Annotated in this window: 15 protein-coding genes, 1 tRNA gene and 1 pseudogene; 10 read left to right on the forward strand and 7 right to left on the reverse strand. The window is 64.5% G+C overall.

Annotated features, from left to right (window positions below):
• Positions 1-59 precede the first annotated feature (59 nt).
• Genes QFZ40_RS18430 through yjfF form a run of 3 tightly spaced genes read left to right on the forward strand, consistent with a single transcriptional unit; the run spans position 60 to position 3,630 of the window.
• Positions 60-1,586, forward strand: coding sequence for a sugar ABC transporter ATP-binding protein (locus QFZ40_RS18430; RefSeq protein WP_306906993.1), 1,527 nt, complete (start codon positions 60-62; stop codon positions 1,584-1,586).
• The gene (locus QFZ40_RS18435; RefSeq protein WP_306906127.1) at positions 1,583-2,614 is read left to right on the forward strand and encodes an ABC transporter permease; all 1,032 of its coding nucleotides are present in this window, start codon (positions 1,583-1,585) and stop codon (positions 2,612-2,614) included. The genes QFZ40_RS18430 and QFZ40_RS18435 overlap by 4 nt, the downstream gene beginning before the upstream one ends.
• On the forward strand, positions 2,614-3,630 hold the full coding sequence (gene yjfF / locus QFZ40_RS18440; RefSeq protein ID WP_306906128.1) for a galactofuranose ABC transporter, permease protein YjfF: 1,017 nt from the start codon (positions 2,614-2,616) through the stop codon (positions 3,628-3,630). The genes QFZ40_RS18435 and yjfF overlap by 1 nt, the downstream gene beginning before the upstream one ends.
• Positions 3,631-3,763: 133 nt before the next feature.
• Here yjfF and QFZ40_RS18445 read toward each other — a convergent pair whose 3' ends face one another.
• Positions 3,764-4,798, reverse strand: coding sequence for a LacI family DNA-binding transcriptional regulator (locus QFZ40_RS18445; RefSeq protein WP_306906129.1), 1,035 nt, complete (start codon positions 4,796-4,798; stop codon positions 3,764-3,766).
• 214 nt (positions 4,799-5,012) lie between these two features.
• Positions 5,013-5,085 (reverse strand) — tRNA-Lys (locus tag QFZ40_RS18450).
• 245 nt (positions 5,086-5,330) lie between these two features.
• On the opposite strand from QFZ40_RS18450, the gene QFZ40_RS18455 reads away from it, so the two are divergent.
• From QFZ40_RS18455 to QFZ40_RS18470, 4 genes and pseudogenes are all read left to right on the forward strand, one after another.
• Entirely contained in the window at positions 5,331-5,990 is a 660-nt protein-coding gene (locus tag QFZ40_RS18455; RefSeq protein ID WP_306906130.1) for a hypothetical protein, read from the forward strand.
• 280 nt (positions 5,991-6,270) lie between these two features.
• Positions 6,271-6,889 (forward strand): annotated as a pseudogene (locus QFZ40_RS18460) (DUF47 domain-containing protein).
• Between the two features lies 1 nt (position 6,890).
• Entirely contained in the window at positions 6,891-7,904 is a 1,014-nt protein-coding gene (locus QFZ40_RS18465) for an inorganic phosphate transporter (RefSeq protein ID WP_306906131.1), read from the forward strand.
• A 179-nt stretch (positions 7,905-8,083) separates the two neighbouring features.
• Positions 8,084-8,488, forward strand: a complete 405-nt coding sequence (locus QFZ40_RS18470) for a hypothetical protein (RefSeq protein WP_306906132.1) — start codon at positions 8,084-8,086, stop codon at positions 8,486-8,488.
• Positions 8,489-8,491: 3 nt separating this feature from the next.
• Here QFZ40_RS18470 and pstB read toward each other — a convergent pair whose 3' ends face one another.
• The 5 genes from pstB to QFZ40_RS18495 all read right to left on the reverse strand — a co-directional run bounded on the left by pstB (position 8,492) and on the right by QFZ40_RS18495 (position 12,820).
• Complete coding sequence (gene pstB / locus QFZ40_RS18475) at positions 8,492-9,271, reverse strand: phosphate ABC transporter ATP-binding protein PstB (RefSeq protein WP_306906133.1); 780 nt, start codon at positions 9,269-9,271, stop codon at positions 8,492-8,494.
• Between the two features lie 79 nt (positions 9,272-9,350).
• A complete protein-coding gene (pstA, locus tag QFZ40_RS18480) occupies positions 9,351-10,463 on the reverse strand; it encodes a phosphate ABC transporter permease PstA (protein ID WP_306906134.1) in 1,113 nt (370 codons plus the stop codon).
• On the reverse strand, positions 10,464-11,396 hold the full coding sequence (pstC, locus tag QFZ40_RS18485) for a phosphate ABC transporter permease subunit PstC (protein WP_306906135.1): 933 nt from the start codon (positions 11,394-11,396) through the stop codon (positions 10,464-10,466). It lies immediately after the preceding gene.
• A gap of 116 nt (positions 11,397-11,512) precedes the next feature.
• The gene (pstS, locus tag QFZ40_RS18490) at positions 11,513-12,634 is read right to left on the reverse strand and encodes a phosphate ABC transporter substrate-binding protein PstS (protein WP_306906136.1); all 1,122 of its coding nucleotides are present in this window, start codon (positions 12,632-12,634) and stop codon (positions 11,513-11,515) included.
• A gap of 24 nt (positions 12,635-12,658) precedes the next feature.
• A complete protein-coding gene (locus tag QFZ40_RS18495; protein ID WP_306906137.1) occupies positions 12,659-12,820 on the reverse strand; it encodes a hypothetical protein in 162 nt (53 codons plus the stop codon).
• Positions 12,821-12,867: 47 nt separating this feature from the next.
• Between QFZ40_RS18495 and QFZ40_RS18500 the strand changes: the two genes are divergently transcribed.
• From QFZ40_RS18500 to QFZ40_RS18510, 3 genes are all read left to right on the forward strand, one after another.
• Positions 12,868-13,995 carry an FUSC family protein gene (locus QFZ40_RS18500; RefSeq protein WP_306906138.1) on the forward strand — a complete coding sequence of 376 codons (1,128 nt, stop codon included), beginning with the start codon at positions 12,868-12,870 and terminating at the stop codon, positions 13,993-13,995.
• Positions 13,996-14,151: 156 nt separating this feature from the next.
• Positions 14,152-15,525 (forward strand): DNA repair protein RadA, encoded by a 1,374-nt coding sequence (gene radA / locus QFZ40_RS18505; RefSeq protein WP_306906139.1) that lies wholly within the window; start codon positions 14,152-14,154, stop codon positions 15,523-15,525.
• Positions 15,526-15,678: 153 nt separating this feature from the next.
• Positions 15,679-17,847 (forward strand): amylo-alpha-1,6-glucosidase, encoded by a 2,169-nt coding sequence (locus QFZ40_RS18510; protein ID WP_306906140.1) that lies wholly within the window; start codon positions 15,679-15,681, stop codon positions 17,845-17,847.
• The last annotated feature ends 2 nt before the right edge of the window (positions 17,848-17,849 follow it).

The raw sequence follows: 17,849 nt of genomic DNA on the forward strand, positions 1-17,849 counted from the left end.
GCATGCAGAACTTGCCACGCGCCGCCACCGCACGGATCAACACAGAAAAGAAACTCAGGATGAACGAACTCGTTCCGGTCGTCGAGATGACCGGCATTGCCATCGGATTCCCAGGGGTGAAGGCCCTTGACGACGTCAGCTTCCGTCTTTTCCAAGGCGAGGTGCATGCGCTCATGGGTGAAAACGGGGCGGGCAAATCCACCCTCATCAAAGCGCTGACAGGCGTCTACACCATCGACTCAGGCCGGATTTCTGTCCTCGGGCAGCAGCAGAACTTCTCCACGCCTGCAGAATCCCAGGCGGCCGGCATCAGCACGGTGTACCAGGAGGTGAACCTCTGCACCAACCTCACAGTCGAAGAAAACGTGATGCTGGGGCGGGAGCCGCGGCGCCGGGGTTTCATCGACTGGCGCGGCGTGCGCGCCCGGACCCGAGAGGTCCTCGCGCAGCTTCACCTGGAACATGTGGATCCGGGTTCTTTGCTTTCCGAACACTCCATCGCGGTGCAGCAGCTGATCGCCATCGCCCGGTCGGTCGAAGTCAACGCCAAGGTCCTGATCCTGGACGAGCCCACGTCAAGCCTGGACGCAGATGAAGTGAACCAGCTTTTCCGGGTCATCCGGGATCTGCGCGACAGTGGCGTTGCCATCCTTTTCGTTTCGCACTTCCTGGAGCAGGTCTACGAACTGTCAGACCGGATGACAGTGCTCCGCAACGGCAAGCTTGTGGGTGAATACATGACCCGCGAACTTTCCCGTATGAGCCTCATCTCAAAAATGATCGGCAAGGACCTCGAGGTCCTGGAAGAACTGGACAAGGCGTCCGCCCGCTCACAGACCAGGCTCGCTGCCACCGCACAGCCGTTCATGGAAGCAGAAGGACTCGGCCGAAAAGGATCCGTCTCCGGCGTCGACCTTTCCATCTATCCGGGCGAGGTTGTGGGACTCGCCGGACTTCTCGGGGCCGGACGCACCGAGACGGCACGCCTGCTCTTCGGCGCGGACAAGGCCGATGAGGGCTCCATCAAGATCAAGGGCCAGCCGCTGAAATTGCGTTCCCCACGCACTGCCATCGACCATGGCATCGGCTTCTGCTCCGAAGACCGGAAGGAGGAAGGCCTCATCGGCGACCTCACTGTCCGGGACAACCTTGTGCTGGCCATGCAGGCAACCAAAGGCTGGGCACGGCGGATTCCGCGACGGATACAGGATGAACTCGTCGCCGAGTTCATCGAGACCCTCGACATCCGGCCGGCAAACCCGGATGCCCTCATCCGGAACCTGAGCGGCGGGAACCAGCAGAAAGTACTGCTGGCCCGCTGGATGGTCACATCCCCGGATCTGCTGATTCTCGATGAACCAACCCGAGGCATCGATATCGGAGCGAAGACGCAGATCCAGAAACTGGTCAACAAGCTTGCATCCGGGGGCATGTCCATCCTTTTCATCTCTTCTGAGCTGGAGGAAGTGCTCCGGCTCAGCGACCGCATCGCGATCATCAAGGACCGGGCCATGGTGGCAGAAATCAGCAACGACGACGTTTCAGTCGAAGACGTCCTGACAGTCATCGCCGGAGGCGCCCAGTGAGATCCGTATTGAAAAACCGGCTGGCCTGGCCGGTCATTGCCCTCGTTGCGCTGCTGGCGGTGAACCAGGTGTTCCGCGGTGACTTCCTGAGCCTGCGGATGCAGGACGGGCACCTCTACGGCAGCATCATCGACATCATGCGCAATGGAGCCCCCACCATCCTCATCGCCCTCGGCATGACATTGGTCATTGCCTCCAGGGGCATTGACCTGTCGGTGGGCGCCGTGGTTGCCATAGCCGGCGCCGCCTCCTGCTCCTACATTGCCGCTTCTCCTGAACCGGCCTCGCCGGCAACAGCGGCAGTAGCAGTTGTCATCGCCGTTGTGGCCGGCCTGGTCCTTGGCGTCTGGAACGGCTTCCTGGTCTCCACCATCGGGGTCCAGCCCATCATTGCCACGCTGGTACTGATGACAGCCGGCCGCGGCATTGCCCAGCTTGTCACCGGCGGCCAGATCGTCTCGGTGACGAATGACAGCTACAAGGCGATCGGTGCGGGCTACCTCTTTACCCTCCCCGTCTCCATCCTGATCACCGCCGTCGTCTTCATCCTGGCCGCTGTCCTGACGCGCCGGACCGCGCTGGGAACGCTGATAGAGGCCGTGGGCATCAATCCCGTCGCCAGCCGGCTGGCCGGGTTGCGGGCACGCAACATCATCTGGATCGTCTACATTTTCAGCGCGTTTTGCGCCGCTATCGCCGGACTGATGATCAGTTCCAACGTCACCGCCGCCGACGCGAACAACGCCGGCCTGTACATCGAAATGGACGCCATCCTCGCCGTCGTCATCGGCGGCACGTCGCTGGCCGGCGGACGCTACAGCCTCGTGGGCACCGTGGTGGGGGCATTCATCATCCAGACCCTGACCACCACCGTTTACACGCTGGGCATTCCACCGGAGGTCACCCTGGTGTTCAAAGCCTTGGTAGTCCTCACGGTTTGCCTGTTGCAGGCGCCCAAGGCACGGAACCTCCTGAGGAACCTTAAGCCCGCAAGCACGCTTCGCACCAAGGAAAAGGTGGCCGTCTGATGTCTCCCCTGTCCACAGTGGCCCCGCCCGCAGTCAAAAAGCCCTCCTCCGTCCGGACCCGGGTGCGTAACGGAGCCCGCTACGCACCCACGCTCGCCACCTTGGTCCTCTTCATCCTGATGTTCATCGTCGGCGCCGGAATGTACCCCAGCTTCCTCTCGGGCCAGGTAATCCTGAACCTCTTCATCGACAACACCTTCCTGATCGTCCTGGCCGTCGGCATGACCTTCGTTATTCTTACGGGAGGCATAGACCTGTCCGTTGGCGCCGTCGTCGCCCTGTCCATGATGGTCACCGCCACGATGCTTCAAAACGGCTGGAATCCCGCCGTCGTCATTCTGGCGGTGCTGGTCATCGGCGGCGGGCTGGGACTGCTGATGGGGCTGGTCATCCAGTACTTCGACATCCAGCCCTTCATCGTGACACTGGCCGGAATGTTCCTGGCACGGGGTCTGTGCTACGTGATCAGCCTCGAATCGATTCCTGTCACCGACAGCTTCTTCACGGACATGGCGCAGGCGAGGATCCCCCTCTCGCAGGAGCTGTTCATCTCCCCCGGCGTCCTGATCGCCCTGGTGGTTGTGGGCCTTGCGTTCTTCGTCCTCCACCACACGAGGTTCGGACGGACGGTCTACGCCATCGGCGGCAATGAGAATTCGGCCATGCTGATGGGCCTTGCCGTGAAGAGCACCAAAGTCCTGGTTTACTGTGTCAGCGGGCTTTGCTCGGCGGTTGCCGGGATCCTCTTCTCCTTCTACAGCCTGTCCGGCTACAGCCTGGCCGCCCAGGGCATGGAGCTTGATGCCATCGCCGCTGTGGTCATCGGCGGAACCCTGCTGACCGGCGGGGTTGGCTACGTGCTGGGCTCGGTCGTCGGAGTCCTGGTGCTGGGGATCGTCCAGACCTTTATCGCGTATGACGGCACCCTGAGTTCGTGGTGGACCAAGATTGTCATCGGCGGCCTGCTGCTGGTCTTCATCCTGTTGCAGCGGCTCTTTACCAAACGGACCGCCTGACACGCCCCGGCGCGAACAGGCAGTTCGCGAACAGGCAGTTCGCGAACAGGCAGTTAATGCCCTCAGATTGGGATTTTGAGGGGATTAGCTGCCTGTTCGCGCTTGTCAGGTTAGACGCCGTGGCAGACGCGGGTCAGCGCCGGGTCAGACGCGCCGGTAAGACGGGCCCCGTGCTCTCCCGCACTACCAGCTCCGGAGTAACCACGACTCCGCTGACATCGGCCCCCTGCTCGATTTCCCCCACCATCGCATCCACACAACGCCTGCCGAGTTCCTCGAAGTCCTGGCGCACGGTGGTCAGCGGCGGGACAAAGTAGGCCGCCTCCGGGGTGTCGTCAAACCCGACCACCGAAACGTCGCCCGGGATACTGATTCCCGCTTCGCTGAAGGCCCTCAGCAGCCCAAGGGCCATCTGGTCGTTGCCCACGAAAATTGCCGTGGCTGAAAGCTTCGCCGCCCATTCGCATCCGATGTTGTAGCCGCTGCCCGCGCTCCAGTCGCCGTGGACGAGGAGGTCATCCTCAAGGCCCGCCGCCCGCAGCGTCTGGCTCCAGCTTTCTGCCCTGGCAGCACCGTCGATCCAGTCAAGCGGTCCTGAGATGTGGGCGATCCTCGTGTGCCCCTGATCGATGAGGTGCCTGACGGCGAGTTCCGCGCCGCGCTTCTGATCAACCATGGCGCCGCTGATCCTGTCGTTGCCCAGCGAGCCGACGGTGACCACCGGCACGTCCAAAGCCATCTCGTCCAGCGCGCTCAGCGTGTCCGAGTGCGGAACCACCACCACCACTCCGTCCACTGACTGATCCTGGAAATGGCGCAGCGCATCGGAAATGGTGTCCCGGTTCACGGTTTTCAGCGCAGCGATGCTGACAAAGTACCCGGCGTCCCGCGCAGCCTGCTCAACGCCCAGGATGGTGTTGGCCGGACCGTACTGGGACAGCTCGCTGCCCACTACGCCAATGGTCTGGGACCTGCGCGTGACCAGGCTCCGGGCAGCGGTATTGCGGCGGTATCCGAGCTCCGAAATGGCAGCTTCCACCCGCTCCCGGGTTGCCTTGCTGACGTTGGGATGGTTATTAACCACCCTGGACACGGTCTGGTGTGACACACCGGCCAGCGCAGCTACGTCATTGAGGCGCGGTAGCCGGCGGCCGTTGGTGTTCGCCACAAAAGGGCCTTTCCACTGGAGGGTATTGCTCCATATCCTATGGCCCGCACGCGATAGGTGCGTGTCAATTTATCCCCCTGCACACGGCGCCCCTGCAAAAACGCTGAAATTGTACTGCTGCAGCCGGTGCCAGATGCCACTCATATCGCGGATACAAAAAACCCCGGCCTCCTGGTGACAGGAGGCCGGGGTTTTCCACTCTTCGCTAAAAGAGTGGGCCCTGTGGGGCTCGAACCCACGACCCACGGATTAAAAGTCCGATGCTCTACCAACTGAGCTAAAGGCCCCAGCCAACGGCCATTACAGCCGATACAGCCCATCCATTTCTGGACGTTAACACTGTACCCCACACCCGGGGCCGCTTCCGCCCGGGGCCGGCGCAGCCGCCGAACCTTTCCGGCCCTGATTTTCAGCGAGGCCTTCAGAGCACCGGTCCGGGCGCCGGAAGCCTCGGACACCTTCCGCGCACTGTCCCCTCGCCGTCCTCCGGAATGCTCGATTTCCGCCGTGGCACAGGAGTAGCGTGGGTGCCATGAGCGAGCAAGCAGGACCCAGCCACTACGGCGGAGCCAACAGGCATCACAAGCCGAAGCCTTTCGCCCCCATTGATTTTGAACCGTTTGCGGGCGGCGCCGATCCCGCCCGCGTCTCCGAGGCCGCACACCTTGCCGCCCAGGCGCTGGTGCGCCACGGCCGCGAAAGCGATGACCCCGTCATCACCGAACGGCTGGTCCGGCTGGCCGACGAGCAGGGCCTGGAGGCTATCGCCGAGATGTGGGCCGAGAGCCCGGCGCGGTCCCTGCCTGGGGCGCTCTGGCGGCTGTATGCCATCCGGGCTGCCACGGTTCAGGACCCGGAGCGGATTTCGGTCTACTTCCGTGCCGGCAAGGACACCGCCCAGGTCTCCAATGTGGTGGCCGGTGCAGCCGAGCCGCCGGGTGCCGACGAAATGACCGCGATGGCCGACGCCATCCTGTCAGGAGCGTTCGACGGCGAGTTCGACGTCGCGCTGGAGCGTTCCGCTGCCTTCTGCCGGGTAGTGGCGCTCGGCCAAGCGACCATCGCCGACGGCGCCGAGCATTCCAACGAGGCCCACGCCAGCAAGCTGACCCGCAACTCCCACCAGCTCGTGAAGACGGCGGAAGACCTTGAGCACGCAGCCAACGCCTGGCGGCTGGGCGAGCTGGACTGACCTGCGCTCAACCCCATGGGGGTCCGATCTGTCAATGTTGACTTGGAACAGCCAACGTAGAACACTGAAACTGGTGTCGAGCCGCGAAACCCCCGGGCTTCAACAATTAGCCGCCTAGAGCGGCCTACCGCCGAGAGGCGTATCCGGTTCGGCACCATTTTTCTGCCCATTTTTTGGGTCCGTTCCGGGCAGGTAGAGTAAGCGTCAGTTGCAGGCCGGCGCCAAGTCACCAGGCCGCAGCTCCCAGCCCAGTACATCCTCCGGAGACCGGTACCCCACAGTGAAGCTGCGCCTTTTCCCCCAGGAGCCCGCCGGGCTGAACCTCCTCTCGGAGATGGCGCAGCAGATCGTGCTGGCCAGCGCCACCCTCGCCGAGCTCCTGGGTGTCCCCGCCGCCGAGCACGCGAAGCTCGTGGAGGACATGCACAATCACGAGGCCAAGTCCGCTGAGCTGCATTTTGCCCTGCTGACCCACATGCGCACCAGCTTCGTGAATCCGCTCCCCCGCGAGGACATGTACGCCCTGTCCCGCTACCTTAATGAGGCCATCGAAAAGCTGGACGCCGCCGGCGAGCTCGTGGGCCCTGTACAAACTTGAGCGGCTGCCTAAACGGGCTGCTGACCAGCTGGAGATCATCAGCCGGCAGGCTGAGCTCACGGTGGACGCCATGCGCCGGCTCGACAACCTCGATGACCTTGAGGACTACTGGATTGAGATCCTCCGCCTGGCCAAGCGCGCAGAACGCACGCACCGGGTCTGGGTAGCGGACATGATCACTGACATGAAGTGGCCCCAGTATGCCCGCAACCGGGACATCGCCAACCAGCTCGTGGAAGTTACTAAGGAAATGCGGCGCATAGCCACCCAGGTGGGCAGCATCATCGTCAAGGAATCCTGACGTGACCGTTGCCATCTTCGGCGCCGTGGTCCTGCTGACCGCGGCGTTTGCGTTCCTGAACGGATTCAGGGACGTCTCCACCTCAGTTGCGCTGGCGGTGCGCACCCGCGCGCTCACACCAAGCGTTGCTGTGCTGCTTGCCGCGTTCTTCAACTTCGTGGGCGCCCTGCTGAGCGCCAGCCTGGCGGTGGCCGTCAGCCAGACATGGATCAACCTGCCAAGCGGCTCGGACGGCCTGAACATGCTGGTGGCAGGCCTCGCCAGCGCCTTCGCCTGGGGCGTCCTGTTGTGGTGGCGGGGCATCCCGGCGTCCTCCACCCATGCACTGGTGGGAGGCCTGGCCGGAGCCGGGGTAGCCAGCCTTGCATTGGGCGGTCCGGGCCTGGGCGGAGCGGACCAGTCACTGCTGTTCCAGGTGGTGCTGCCGCTGCTGCTGTCTCCCCTGGTGGCTTACAGCGGTGCGTTCCTGCTGGTCTTCCCGGTCACCTGGGCAGCACGGTACGCCCAGCCAAACGTCATCAACCAGCGCTTCCGGCGCAGCCAGTCAATCGCGGCGGGCGCGGTGGCGTTCGGGCACGGGTTGCAGGACGGCCAGCGGGTGAGTGCCGTGCTGCTCCTCGCCCTGGTGGCAGCGGGCTATTCCGACGGCGATACTCTGCCCTTGTGGATTGCGCTACTCTCCGCAGTGACCATTACGGCCGGGACGCTCTTCGGCGGCTGGCGGATTTCACACACCATCGGCTACAAGATCACCCGGATCGATCCGCTGCGGGGATCCGTGGCCCAGATCTTCAGCGCCCTCATGCTGTTCGTCGGTGCCATCGGGCTGCACTGGCCCGTCTCCACCACGCACACGGTCACCTCGGCCGTGCTCGGTGCAGGCGAAAACCAGAACTTCTCGGTGACCAACCGGAAGCTGGTGATCCGCATTGTGGGGCTCTGGGTCCTGACGCCAGTGGCCACGGCTGCCCTTGCCTTCGTGCTTGCCCTGGCCCTCTACCCCGTGGACGGGTGACGTTCGGCAGGTTCCTACTGGGCCTATACAGGCGAACCGCGGTGACGTAAATTCAAAAGTAGGTCCCTGAAGCGATGCCGCCGACGGGGATCGACATCCGCCGCCGGGTGCAGGGCCGCGGATTGAGCCGCTGCAGCATACCGGCGGCACGGATGCACATCGTGGAAAAGGCGGGCGCCATGTCTACCTCGAATCCCCGGCACTCCCTGCCCCAGCCGCGGCAGCTCAGGTGCGAGACCTGTGGAACGGAACAGCACCTGACCATCCACGCCATCACTGCCATGGGGGCAGCCAACGGCGACCTGGTCACTGTCTCTTACACCTGCAATGACTGCAGGGGGTTCCAGGAACATCTCGCTTACGCGGGCGATGTGGCCGCTGCCCTGCACCACCTGCCATCGCTGGCCAAGGTCATCATGTTCGGTGACGACTACATCCACTGCGGATTTCCCATGGAAGAAGCCGAATTCGAAATCGAACGCCTCTGCTACCGCAGCAGCAGTGTCGGCGGGCTCAGCACAGTCTCACTGCCCACCAGGGTCCTGCGGTGCCGGTGCGGCTTCCAGCTGGAAGTTCCGGAGTAGCTCCTACCCGAAACGGCCGGAGACATAGTCCTCGGTGGCTTTGACGGTGGGGTTGCTGAAGATGGTGTGAGTGTTGCCGAATTCGATCAGCTTGCCAGGCTTGCCCGTCCCTGCGATGTTGAAGAAGGCTGTCTTGTCCGAGACACGCGCCGCCTGCTGCATGTTGTGGGTCACGATCACCACCGTGTACTGGTCCTTGAGCTCGTTGATCAGGTCCTCGATGGCCAGGGTGGAAATCGGATCCAGCGCGGAGCACGGCTCATCCATGAGGATCACCTGCGGTTCCACGGCAATGGCCCGCGCAATGCAAAGGCGCTGCTGCTGACCGCCGGACAGGCCCGAGCCCGGCTTCTCCAGCCGGTCCTTGACCTCATTCCAAAGGTTGGCCCCCCGCAGCGAGCGCTCCACCAGCGCGTCAGCCTCGCCCTTGGACATCTTCCGGTTATTCAGCCTCACCCCGGCCAGGACGTTGTCACGGATGGACATGGTGGGGAAGGGGTTGGGCCGCTGGAACACCATGCCGATCTGGGACCGCACTGTCACCGGGTCCACACCGTTTCCGTACAGGTTGTCCCCGTCCAAAAGCACTTCGCCTTCGACGCGGGCACCGGGCAGGACCTCGTGCATGCGGTTCAGGGTCCGCAGGAAGGTGGACTTTCCGCAACCCGACGGGCCAATGAACGCCGTGACGGACTTGGCCTCGATGTTGATGGTGACGTCCTCAACGGCCAGGAAATTGCCGTAGTACACGTTCAGGTCCTTGACGTCGATCCGCTTAGACATGATGTTCCTTCACTTGCTGGGGTAGGTATTGAAGTTTAGGGGGCCGGCGGGGCGAACCGGAATGCCCTGCCGGGGCTGGCTAGCGGCCGGTTTTAGGAGCGAAAATCCGGGCAATGAGCCGGGCACCGAGATTAAGGATCATCACCAGGATGATCAGGACCAGAGCCGCCCCCCAGGCCCGCTGCGAGGACGGGCCGGGGTTGGACGGGGACGTGGGGTTCAGGATCTGGGTGTAGATGAACGTCGGGAGGGACGCCATCCAGCCGCCAAACACGTTGTTGTTGATGCTCGTCGCGAAGCCGGCGGTGACCAGGATGGGCGCCGTCTCGCCGATGACCCGGGCAATGGCCAGGGTGACGCCGGACGCGATGCCGGAGATCGCCGTCGGAATCACTACTTTCAGGATGGTGCGCCACTTGCGGACGCCCAGGGCGTACGCCGCCTCCCGAAGTTCATTGGGCACAATCTTCAGCATTTCCTCGCTGGAGCGGACCACCACCGGGATCATCAGGACGGAAAGCGCGACGGCGGCAACGGCGCCGGTTTTGGTGCCCGGCCCCACGACGGCGAAGAAGAACGCCGCGGCGAAGAGGCCCGCCACGATAGACGGTATACCTGTCATCACGTCCACGAAGAAAGTGATGGCCCGCGCCAGCCTGCCGTCGTTGCCGTACTCCACCAGGTAGATGGCGGTCAGCAGGCCCACAGGCACGGAGATAACGGTGGCGAGGAGCGTGATCTGGACGGTGCCCAGGAGCGCATGATAAATACCGCCGACCACCGGTGCGCCGTCTTCAGCCGCTTTGTTGTCGTAGACGCCGGTCACTCCGTTCATGGAGCTGCTGAGGAATCCGGGTGTGACCAGGCCGGGAACGCCGTTGACCAGCACGGTCCAGATCACAGAGACGAGCGGGAGCAGCGCGACCAGGAACGCGCCGAGTACCAGGCAGGTGGCGAGCCTGTCCTTGGCCTTGCGTGATCCCTCGACGGCGGTGCTCCAGCCGACCAGGCCGGCAGCGAAGAGCAGGGCGGAGAGGACGCCCCAGCCGAAGGCGTTGAAGCCGATCAGGGCCAGGACGGCTGCGCCGATGATCAGGGCCGCCGCCAGGACAGCGTACGGAGCGTATTTGGGCAGCTGGCCCCTCGTGAGGGCCGACCTCTTGCTGCGAACGGGAGTGAGGGTGGAGGTCATTTAGTTGGCTCCCGAGAATTCTTTGTGCCGGGTGATGATCCAGCGGGCGATCATGTTCACGCCCAGGGTGATGACGAACAGGACCAGGCCGGCAGCGATCAGCGTGCTGACCTTGAGGCCGCTGGCTTCGGGGAAGTTGAGGGCGATTTCAGCGGCGATGGTCTGGTTGCCGGACTGGATCAGGCTCGCGGTGAGGACCCCGGAGGACAGGACAAGGGCCACGGCCATGGTTTCGCCGAGCGCACGGCCCAGTCCCAGCATGATGGCGCTGATGATGCCCGGGCGGCCGAACGGCAGGACGGCCATCCTGATCATTTCCCACCTGGTGGCTCCCAGTGCGAGCGCGGCTTCCTCGTGGAGCTTGGGCGTCTGCAGGAAGATTTCACGGCTCAGGGACGTGATGATGGGCAGGACCATGACGGAAAGCACGATGCCGGCGGTGAGGATGGTCTTGCCGGTAGCGGAGGCCGGGCCCTGGAAGATGGGCAGCCAGCCCATGTTCCCGGCCAGCCAGTTGTAGGCCGGTGAGATTTCCCGGGCCAGGAACGCGGCACCCCACGCGCCGTAAACCACGGACGGGATGGCGGCAAGGAGGTCCACCAGATAGCCCAGCCCTGCCGCGAGCTGCCTCGGCGCGTAATGCGAAATGAACAATGCCACCCCGATCGCGACGGGCGTGGCGACCACCAGCGCAATGATCGCTGCGATGAGGGTGCCAATGACGATGGGCCAGATGTAGGGGAAGAAACCCGCCCCGCCCTGGATCTTGTCCGCCGGAGCGGTCAGTGCCGGGATGGCCTGGACCACAAGGAACAGGGCGACGCCGAACAGGACGGCCAGGATGAGGCATCCGGCGGCCAGGGCGGCGCCGGAGAAGATCTTGTCCCCGGCGCGGCCGGCGCCCTGGGGACTTCTCAGCGAGGTGGCGGTCATTCCAGACCCTTCGGTTGTGGTGGTGCTCAAAATGTGGTGGTCCTCAAAAGCCGGGCAATGCCGAGTTCCCCGCTCCGCCTTGCGGCAGGGCGGGGAACTCGGCTCAGGGACAGGTACTAGGACTTGACCTTGATGGATTCAATGGCCTTCACGGCCTTGGCGGCGAGGGCCGAAGACAGCGGGGCGGACTTCGCCGAGTCCGCGGCCGCCTTCTGGCCGGCGTCGGAAACTACGTAGTTCTCGAAAGCCTTCACGAGGTCAACGGTTTCCTGGCTGGCGTACGTGGTGCAGACCACGTGGTAGGAAACCAGGACCACCGGGTATGCGCCGGAAGCCGTGGTCTTGCGGTCCAGCTTGATGGACAGATCGTTGGCAGGACGGCCGTCAACGGGCTTGCCCGCATCGACAGCCTTGGCTGCCGCGTCGGCGGAGATCTTGGTGAAGGAATCGCCCACCTTGATCTGTGCAACACCGAGCTTGCCGCTGACTGCCGAGTCATCGGCGTAGGTCACGGCGCCGGGGGTGTCCGTCACGGTCTTGACGACGCCGGACGTTCCCTTGGCGTTTTCGCCCTGGAGGGACGCCGGCCAGACACCGGCGGACTTGTCGGTCCAGACCTCGGGAGCCGCTGCTGCCAGGTAGTCGGTGAAGTTGCTGGTGGTACCCGAATCGTCCGAGCGGTTAACCGGGGTGACCTTGGTGTCAGGGAGGGTGACGCCCGGGTTCAGGGCTGCGATGGCGGGATCATTCCACTTGACGATGGTGCCGCGGAAGATCTTCGCCACGGTGGTGGCATCCAGCTTCAGCTCGGTCAGGCCCGGGAGGTTGAACGCAACGGCGATCGGGGAAATGTAGACGGGGATGTTGATGGCACCGTCAGGGCCACACTTGTCCTTGGAGCTGGTGAGCTCTGCGTCCGAGAGGTAGGCATCGGAGCCGGCGAACTGGGCGGAGCCGTCGAGGATCGCCTTGCGGCCTGCACCGGAACCGTCCGGGGAGTACTGGACAGTGGCGCCCTGGTTGGCGGAGGCGAAGCTGGTCTTCCATGCATCCATGGCCGCGCCCTGCGCGGATGACCCAATGCCCGTGAGCGTGCCGGTGACCTTCGGGCCGGCAGAAGTCTGGTTGCCGGCAGGCGTGGTGCCCGTGGCGTTGTCTGAACCGCAGGCGGTCAGCGCAAGAGCGCCGGCTGCGATGACAGCGATAGCCGCGTGGCGGCCAAAGCGGAGTGCCTTCACTAGATGTACCCCTTCCAGGGTTATTCAGGTGCGGGCAGGGCCGGAGACGCCCTGCAGCGCGATGCGTACGTTGTGTACCTCCACTGAAGTTATGGGCTGCAGGTAACGGGACTGGCTGTCCAAAGTGAACAGGAAATTAACGACGGCGGCATATTTGCTTACATCTGCTGCGTCACCATTGCGCACATCACATGACCCGCCTTAGTGCATGGCCTGTGAATAGACTGGAACGCATGGCCGCCACAGCAGGACTCTCCGCAAGTAGACGTTTCCTGCGCGGCCGCATCCGCACCGGCCTGATCCGGAGCCGGAATTCGCTGGTCCCGGCCATCCAGATGACCCTGTGCGCGGTGGGTGCCTACGCCTTCGCTGAGTACGTGCTGGGGCATTCCGGCCCCCTGTTTGCGGCCACCTCGTCCCTGATTGCGCTGGGTTTCTCGCGGGATCCGCGCCTGCGCCGGGTGGTGGAGGTGGGCCTGGGCTGCACTATCGGCATCGCGGTGGGTGACCTCCTGCTCCACTGGCTGGGCAGCGGGATCTGGCAGGCCGCCGTCGTGCTTCTGTTCTCCATCCTGCTGGCCCGTTTCCTGGACAGCGGCACCATCTTCACCACCCAGCTGGGGCTGCAGTCCCTCCTGGTGGTGCTGCTGCCGGCGCCCGCCGGCGGTCCTTTCACGCGGAGCATCGATGCGGTGGTGGGCGGCCTCTGCGCCCTGCTGGTGACCATCCTGATTCCCAAGGACCCGCGCCGGGAGCCGCGCAAGGACGTCCAGAAGCTGCTCCATGAACTCGCCGAGGTGCTCCGGGAATGCGCCACTGCGCTGAGCGACAGCGATTCGACCCAGGCGTGGCATGCGCTGATCCGGGGCAGGAATTGCCAGCCCCTGGTCGACTCCATGCGGCAGTCGCTGCGTGCCTCGGGTGAGGTGGCTACGCTCTCGCCGGCCTACCGCCGGCACAGGGATGAGCTGGACCGGCTGGAACAGTCGCTGGATTTCATCGACCTGGCATTGCGCAACAGCCGTGTATTTGCGCGCCGCCTTACCAGTGCCATCAACCACGCAGCGCTCTCTGACGAGGCCACGGAGAACATGGCGGAGGTTCTGCAGGAGACCGCCGCCGCCATTGACGAACTTTCCCTGGGCCTGGCCGAGTCGCACGACGGCGTGCGGCGCGCGCATCTCCGGACGGCCAAGCAGGACCTGACCGGCATAGCGTTGCGGTTGCACCCGAAATTGCTGGAGGTGCAGCGGCTGGAGGGAGAGACCGTGGTGATGCTGTTCAGGCCGCTCATGGTGGACCTGCTCGAGGCCACGGGGATGGATTCGCGCGAGGCCAGGGACGTGCTGCCCGCGCTGTAGCTCCTGCGGCTGGGCCCACGCCCGCAGGGTTCCCTGGCCTGAGCCTGCGAAGGCTGGGAGCCGGCCTGAGCCTGCGAAGGCTGGGAGCCGGTGGGGACTTGCGAGGTTAGGGTGCCGGCGGGGAGAATGTCCGGCCCCGCCACTAGGGTGGAACCCATGGCAACAAAGACTTCCCGGGCAGCCAAGGCGCCGGCCTACAAGTGCGCCGAATGCGGCTGGACCGCTGTCAAGTGGGTGGGGCGCTGCGGCGAGTGCCAGGCCTGGGGCACCGTCGAGGAAACTGGCGCCGCAGTTGCGCGCACGACGGCGGCAACAACAGTTCTGGAGCCGGCCCGCCGGATTGCCGAGGTGGACGCCACCTCGGCGGCGTTCCTGCCCACAGGCGTTGATGAGCTGGACCGTGTACTCGGTGGCGGCCTGGTGCCGGGCGCTGTCATCCTGCTGGCCGGCGAGCCCGGCGTCGGCAAGTCAACACTGCTGCTGGACGTGGCCGCCAAATTCGCCCGCACCGCCCAGGACGTCCTCTACGTCACCGGCGAGGAGTCCGCTGCGCAGGTGAAGCTCCGCGCTGAACGGATCGACGCCGTCGCGGATTCCCTGTACCTGTCCGCCGAAACGGATCTGGGGCAGGCACTGGGACAAGTCGAGAAAATCGAACCGCGGCTGCTCATCGTGGACTCGGTGCAGACCCTCAGCAGCGCCGATGTGGACGGCAGCGCCGGTGGTGTTTCGCAGGTCCGGGAGGTGGCCGCGTCCATCATCGCTGCAGCTAAACGCCGGAACATGACCACCCTGCTGGTGGGGCACGTGACCAAGGACGGATCCATCGCGGGCCCGCGGCTGCTGGAGCACCTCGTGGATGTGGTGTGCCAGTTCGAGGGCGAGCGGCATTCGCGGCTTCGGCTGCTGCGGGCAGTCAAGAACCGATACGGACCAACGGATGACGTCGGCTGTTTTGACCTGAACGAGGACGGCATCCTTGGCCTGGCGGATCCCAGCGGGCTCTTTGTCAGCCGTACCAAGGATCCCGTCTCCGGCACGTGCATCACGGTGACCATGGAAGGCCGCCGGCCGCTGCTGGCTGAGGTGCAGTCCCTGCTGGCAGAAAGCCCCAACTCGCAACCGCGCCGGGCCACCAGCGGCCTGGACAGCTCCCGGGTGTCCATGCTGCTGGCCGTGCTCCAGCAGCGGGCCGGCTGCCTGTTGCACAAGGATGATTCCTACGTGGCGACGGTGGGCGGCGTCAAGCTCAGTGAACCAGCAACTGACCTCGCCGTGGCCCTTGCCGTGGCTTCGGCCAAGGCCAGGAAGCCGCTGCCCGTCCGCCTGATCGCCTTCGGCGAGGTAGGCCTGGCGGGAGAGGTCCGCCCCGTTCCCGGCATCAACCAGCGGATCCAGGAAGCTCACCGGCTGGGATTCACGCACGCGGTGGTTCCGGCCAGCCACAACGGCCCCGGTCCGGTGCCTGCCGGCTTCAGCGTGCGGGAAGTGGAACACCTCACGGAAGCGTTGAGCCTGCTGATCGGATAGCGGCTGAGTCAGCGCCGTAACAGCAGGCCAAGGGGCTCTGGCACACGGGATCAAGCGGGAGTAGCGTCGGTCAGAGAATGTTGTGGCTGGTGGATGCAGCCGCATTTTCCCAGGGCCAGGGCCGCTGGCCCTCGTCTGTTGAAGGAGCCAGTTATGGCCGGATGGAATGCTGATACGGCAGCGGGGCCTGTGGGGGTCGGGACGGTCACCTTGGTCGAGGGATCGTCCTTCTGCATTTCCTTGCAGAACGGGGATATTCATCCTGACCATCCGCATGGCGTATTCCACCTTGACACGCGCATCCTGTCCGGCTGGCGCCTCACGGTCAATGGACTGGCGCTTGAGCCGCTGGCTGCGGAGACGAAGGAGCCCTACCGGGCGCTGCTTGCGGGACGGGTTCCCCGCTCAGACGGGTACGCGGACAGCCCTTTGATCGTGGAGCGGCTGCGTGAGGTAGGGGCGGGCATCCAGGAACAGGTCACTGTGCGGAACTACTCTGTAGAACCGGCCGAATGCCTGATCTCGTTTCAGGTGGAGGCGGATTTCGCGGATCTTTTCGAGGTGAAAGACGCACGGATCCAGCGGCGCTGGAAGGAAACCCGGGACGTGGACGGTGACTCGTTGAGCATCCGGTCAACCTGGCAGGATGTCCGCAAGGGCATCCTTGTCCAGGCTCCGGGGGCCGACGTCACCGAAGATGCCCTGTCGTACCGGGTGTCTGTCGCGCCGCACAGCCAGTGGAGCACTGTAGTGACCGTGGTGCCCCTGGTCCCTGGCAATGAGGCGGCCAATCCGCCACCGCCGTCGTTCGTCCATACGGATGCGGAGGGTTTGTCCCCCCGCGACCTGCGCCGGCGCGAGTGGGTGGCCAAGATCCCGGTGGTGCACGTGGAAAACCAGTCCGTGGAGCGGACGCTGCGCCGCAGCTACGACGACCTCGGGGCCCTCCGCATCGAGGATCCGAACCATCCGGACCGTGTAGTGGTTGCCGCCGGCGCGCCTTGGTTCATGACCCTGTTCGGCAGGGACTCACTCTGGGCATCAATCATGGCGATGGCCGTGGATCCGTCGCTGGCCTTAGGCACGCTGCAAACCCTCGCGGATCGCCAGGGCAAGGTGGTGGATCCGATGAGTGAGGAGGAGCCGGGCAAGATCCTGCACGAAGTCAGGCTGGACGTTTCCAGCGGCCTGTCCCTGGGTGGCAAGTCGGCCTACTACGGCAGCGTAGACGCCACACCACTGTTTGTGATTGTCCTTGGAGCAGTCAGCCGCTGGGGATTCGCCGCTGATACCATCTCGGCCCTCCTTCCCCACGCCGACCGCGCCCTGGAGTGGATCCGTGATTACGGTGACAAGGACGGTGACGGTTTCGTCGAGTATGAGCGGCTCAACCCGCAGGGGCTGATCAACCAGGGCTGGAAGGACTCCTGGGACGGGATCAACTTCGCGGACGGGACGATGGCCGAGGGGCCCATCGCGCTGTGCGAGGTGCAGGCGTACGTCTACGACGCATACATGGCCCGTTCATGGATGGCCTACGACGGCGGCGAGTCGGCTTTAGGGGACGAACTTGCCGCCCGCGCCGCGGAGTTCAAGAAGCGGTTCAATGAACAGTTCTGGATGCCGGACCGCGGGTACTACGCTGTTGCGCTTGACGGCAAGAAGCGGCAGGTTGACGCCTGCGCTTCCAACATGGGCCATTGCCTATGGCATGGCCTCGTGGATGAGGACAAAGCCCCGCTCGTGGCCGAGCGGCTGATGTCCCCGGAAATGTTCAGCGGCTGGGGCGTGCGGACCCTGGCAAGTGACATGGGCGCCTACAACCCCGCCAGCTACCACAACGGCTCTGTCTGGCCGCACGATAACGCCATCATCCAGGCCGGCTTGCTGCGCTACGGTTTCGTGGCCGAAGCACAACGGATCTCCACGGCGCTGCTGGAGGCAGCGGAGTTTTCGGGTGGCCGGCTGCCCGAGCTGTTCTGCGGCTTCAGCCGGGAGCAGTTCGCGGAGCCGGTGCCCTACCCGACGGCGTGCTCGCCGCAGGCCTGGGCAGCCACCACCCCAATCCAGCTGGTCACGAGCCTGATGCGGTATGACGCCCATGTGTCCCGCGGCGGCATGTGGATGGATCCGGTGCTCCCTGAATCCTTCGGCAAGCTTCACATCACCAACGCACCCATGGCCGGCGGCCGGATCACGATCGATATCGCTGACTCCGTCCCGACCGTCCAGGGGCTGCCGGAGGGGATGGTGTTTCATCAGGGGCATCGGCCGTGGCTGTCGGAACTCGTGGAGCAGGCAGGTCAAGGCGGAGGGGCCTGACC

The organism is Arthrobacter pascens, from assembly GCF_030816475.1.
Classification (GTDB): Bacteria; Actinomycetota; Actinomycetes; order Actinomycetales; family Micrococcaceae; genus Arthrobacter; species Arthrobacter pascens_B.